The sequence below is a fragment of the Microbacterium sp. genome, assembly GCF_036566905.1.
GTDB lineage: Bacteria > Actinomycetota > Actinomycetes > Actinomycetales > Microbacteriaceae > Microbacterium.
The window spans coordinates 1-3,000 of the sequence record NZ_DATCVK010000170.1 but is presented as its reverse complement, the minus strand read 5'-3'; the positions used below and the strand labels follow the sequence as shown (position 1 = coordinate 3,000).

Sequence of the window (3,000 nt, the reverse complement as noted above, 5' to 3'; positions counted from 1 at the left end):
CGGCCATCGGCCGCGCTGTGCCGCGGGCGACGCCGGACGCGCGATTCGTGCTGTACGCGCCGACGTGGCGCGACGGCGCGGCGGATCCCGCGGTGCCGACCGCCGACGAGTGGACCCGCATCGTCGACATGCTGACGCGGCACGACGCCACGCTGCTCGTGCGCTCGCATCCACTCGGCGCGGGCGAGTACCGGCCCCCGTTCGCGACCGATCGCGTGCAGCCGCTCGGCAGCGACCTGGTGGCCGACGTCACCCCCCTGCTCCCCGGTCTCGATGCGCTCGTGACGGACTACTCGTCCCTCGCGTTCGACGCGGCCCTGGTGCCGCTGCCGACGCTCTTCCTCGCGCCCGACGTCGAAGAGTATGGACGGCGCCGCGGGTTCTACGGCACCTATGCCGACGTCGCGGGCGACGACTGGGCGGTGGAGTGGACGCAGACCGCGGCGCAGCTCGACGCGCTTCTCGGCGACGCGGCCGAGCACGGGCGGAGGGTCGATCGCGCCGTCGCGCTCAGCGCACGCGTCCACGCGTTCCGCGACGGCCGCAACGCCGAGAGGGTGTACCGTGCGATCCTGGCCGGAGCGGTGCCCGCGCCCGCTCCCCGCATCGCCGGCGCAGTGCGCGGAGCCGCCGGGCGCAGGGGTCCGGCCGACGCCCGCCCGAGGGAAGGAAACGGATGATCGAGGCGAGCTTCACGACGGACGAGGTGCCCGCTCTGGTGCTCGCGGGCGAGGGGGAGCGACCCGCGTCCGTCGAGATCGTCGGTGCCCGCGCCCGGGTCGCCGCTCGCGTGACAGGGCGCGGCAAGACGTGGAAGGCGACGCTGCCGCTGCGCGCCGCCCGCTGGGGCGGGCCAGAGCTGCCCCTGCCGTCGGGGTCGTACGAGGTGCGCATCGCGGATGCCGAGGTGCGAGGCATCCACCCGCCCGACGGGCTGCCCGTCACGCAACTGGGCACGCTGCGCGCGAACCTGGAGGGGTGGACGCTGCGCGTGGCCCCGCCCATCGACCCTGCGTACGACTCGGGCGAAGGGCAGGACGCCCTCGAGCGCCGGTACGCCACCCGCCCCGCGTCCGGCTTCGAGAACGCCGTCTTCTTCGAGAGCTTCTACGGGCGCAACGCCAGCTGCAACCCTCTGGCGATCGATCGCGAGCTCGCGCGCCGCGCGCCCCACGTGACCCGGTACTGGAGCGTGGTCGACCTGTCCGTCGCGGTGCCGGACGGCGCGATCCCCGTCATCGAGGGCAGCCCCGAATGGTGGCGCGCCCGTGGCGCCGCGCGACTCCTCGTGGTCAACGACTGGCTGCGCCGGCGGTTCGCGCGACGCAAGGGCCAGGTGGTGCTGCAGACCTGGCACGGCACACCGCTCAAGCGGCTCGCGCTGCACCGCCCGGGATTCGACCCGCGTCGCATGGCCGCCGTGGTGCGCGAATCGCGCCGCTGGAACGTCCTGCTCGCCCAGAACCCGTACGCCGCGCGCATCCTCGGCAAGGCCTATGCGTTCCTCACCCGTCCGGTCTGGGTCGAGGGCTACCCGCGCAACGACGTGCTCACCCGCGGCGACGGGACCGCGACGAGGGAGGCGCTCGGCATCCGTCCTGGCGAGAAGGTCGTGCTGTACGCGCCGACGTGGCGCGATGACCGGGACCAGATCGTCGACTTCGTCGACCCGGGTGCGCTCGCCGCCGCGACCGACGCCGTCGTCCTGGTACGCGGCCATTCGCGCACGCTGCTGCCGGGACGCGATGCCGAAGGCCCCCGCGTGATCGACGTGACCGGCTTCCCCGACACCTCGCTGCTGCTGCTCGTCGCCGATGCCCTCGTCACCGACTACTCGTCGGTGATGTTCGACTTCTCGGTGACCGGCAAGCCGATGTACTTCCTCGTGCCCGACATGGAGCACTACCGAGGCGAGCTGCGCGGCTTCTACTTCGATCTGGCCGCCCACGCACCGGGACCGATGGTGCAGACGCAGGACGAGCTGGTCGCGGCCCTCGCCGCCGATGACGCGGACGCATACGCCGACCGGTACGCGCAGTGGCGGGAGAAGTTCAATGCCCGCGACGACGGGCATGCCGCGGAGCGCGCCGTGACGCGGATCCTGGATCAGGGGTTCATCGAGATCTGACGCCCGCGCCGGACCGAGGTCACGGCAGCGGCGTGTTGCGGCTGCCCAGTCGTGATGTGTCGACCGTGTCGTGCGCGCCGCCGATCACGCCGAGCAGGAATCCCCACCCCCACGCGAGGTGCATGGTCGGCAGCACGGCCACGGTCCAGAGCTTGTCGCGCCAGCCGTGTCCGCCGCCGCGGCCCGCCGCGACGCCGATGACGAGGATCGCGTACGCGATGACGGGGAGATACACGACGGATGCCGCCACCGCCCACCATCCGTGCAGCACGCCCGTCAGCTGCAGTGCGGCGACGACGAGCCCGAGCAGGATCGTGAGCAGGAGTGCGGGCGGCGCGAAGAAGCGCAGGGAGTTGCCGCGCCCGAACCGGCGGACCAGCTCGCCGCGCCAGCGTCCGGTGGCCGAGAACTGGCGCACCAGCCGGGTCCAGCTCTCGCGCGGCCAGTACGTGACCGCCAGGGTCGGGTCGAACCACACGCGGTAACCGGCACGACGGATGCGGAGGTTGAGCTCCCAGTCCTCGCCGCGGCGGATGCTCTCATCGAACAGGCCCACCTCGTCGAGCACCGCGCGGCGCATCACGCCCAGGTACGCCGACTCGGCCTCGCCTTCCTGCGTGCCGCCGTGGTACGCGCCGCCGCCGAGCCCGATGGGGGAGTTGTAGGCGCGCGCGACGGCCCGCTGGAAAGGCGTGCGCCCGTCCGCGCGCATGACGCCTCCCACGTTCGCGGCGCGGACCCGCTCGAGCGTCGCGAGCGCGCTGCGGGCATAGCTGGGGTCGAGTTCGGAGTGCGCGTCGACCCGGACCACGGTGGGGTATCGCCCGGCGCCGATCGCGAGATTGAGACCGACCGGGATGTCGGCGGCGGGG

3 protein-coding genes are annotated in these 3,000 nt (G+C 73.2%); 2 read left to right on the top strand and 1 reads right to left on the bottom strand.

Annotated elements, in window-relative coordinates; all coding sequences use genetic code 11:
• Nucleotides 1-680 (top strand): CDP-glycerol glycerophosphotransferase family protein (locus tag VIP82_RS13430; RefSeq protein ID WP_331909401.1); only part of this gene is annotated, 680 nt, incomplete at its 5' end.
• Nucleotides 677-2,128 (top strand): CDP-glycerol glycerophosphotransferase family protein, encoded by a 1,452-nt coding sequence (locus VIP82_RS13425; RefSeq protein WP_331909399.1) that lies wholly within the window; start codon nt 677-679, stop codon nt 2,126-2,128. The genes VIP82_RS13430 and VIP82_RS13425, both read left to right, overlap by 4 nt.
• Nucleotides 2,129-2,147: 19 nt before the next feature.
• Here VIP82_RS13425 and VIP82_RS13420 read toward each other — a convergent pair.
• The coding region (locus tag VIP82_RS13420; RefSeq protein WP_331909397.1) for a glycosyltransferase family protein at nt 2,148-3,000 on the bottom strand (853 nt) is incomplete at its 5' end.

Excerpts from the sequence above, each read along its gene's own strand:
- VIP82_RS13425 (WP_331909399.1), top strand. The coding sequence starts at position 677 with ATGATCGAGGCGAGCTTCACGACGGACGAGGTGCCCGCTCTGGTGCTC.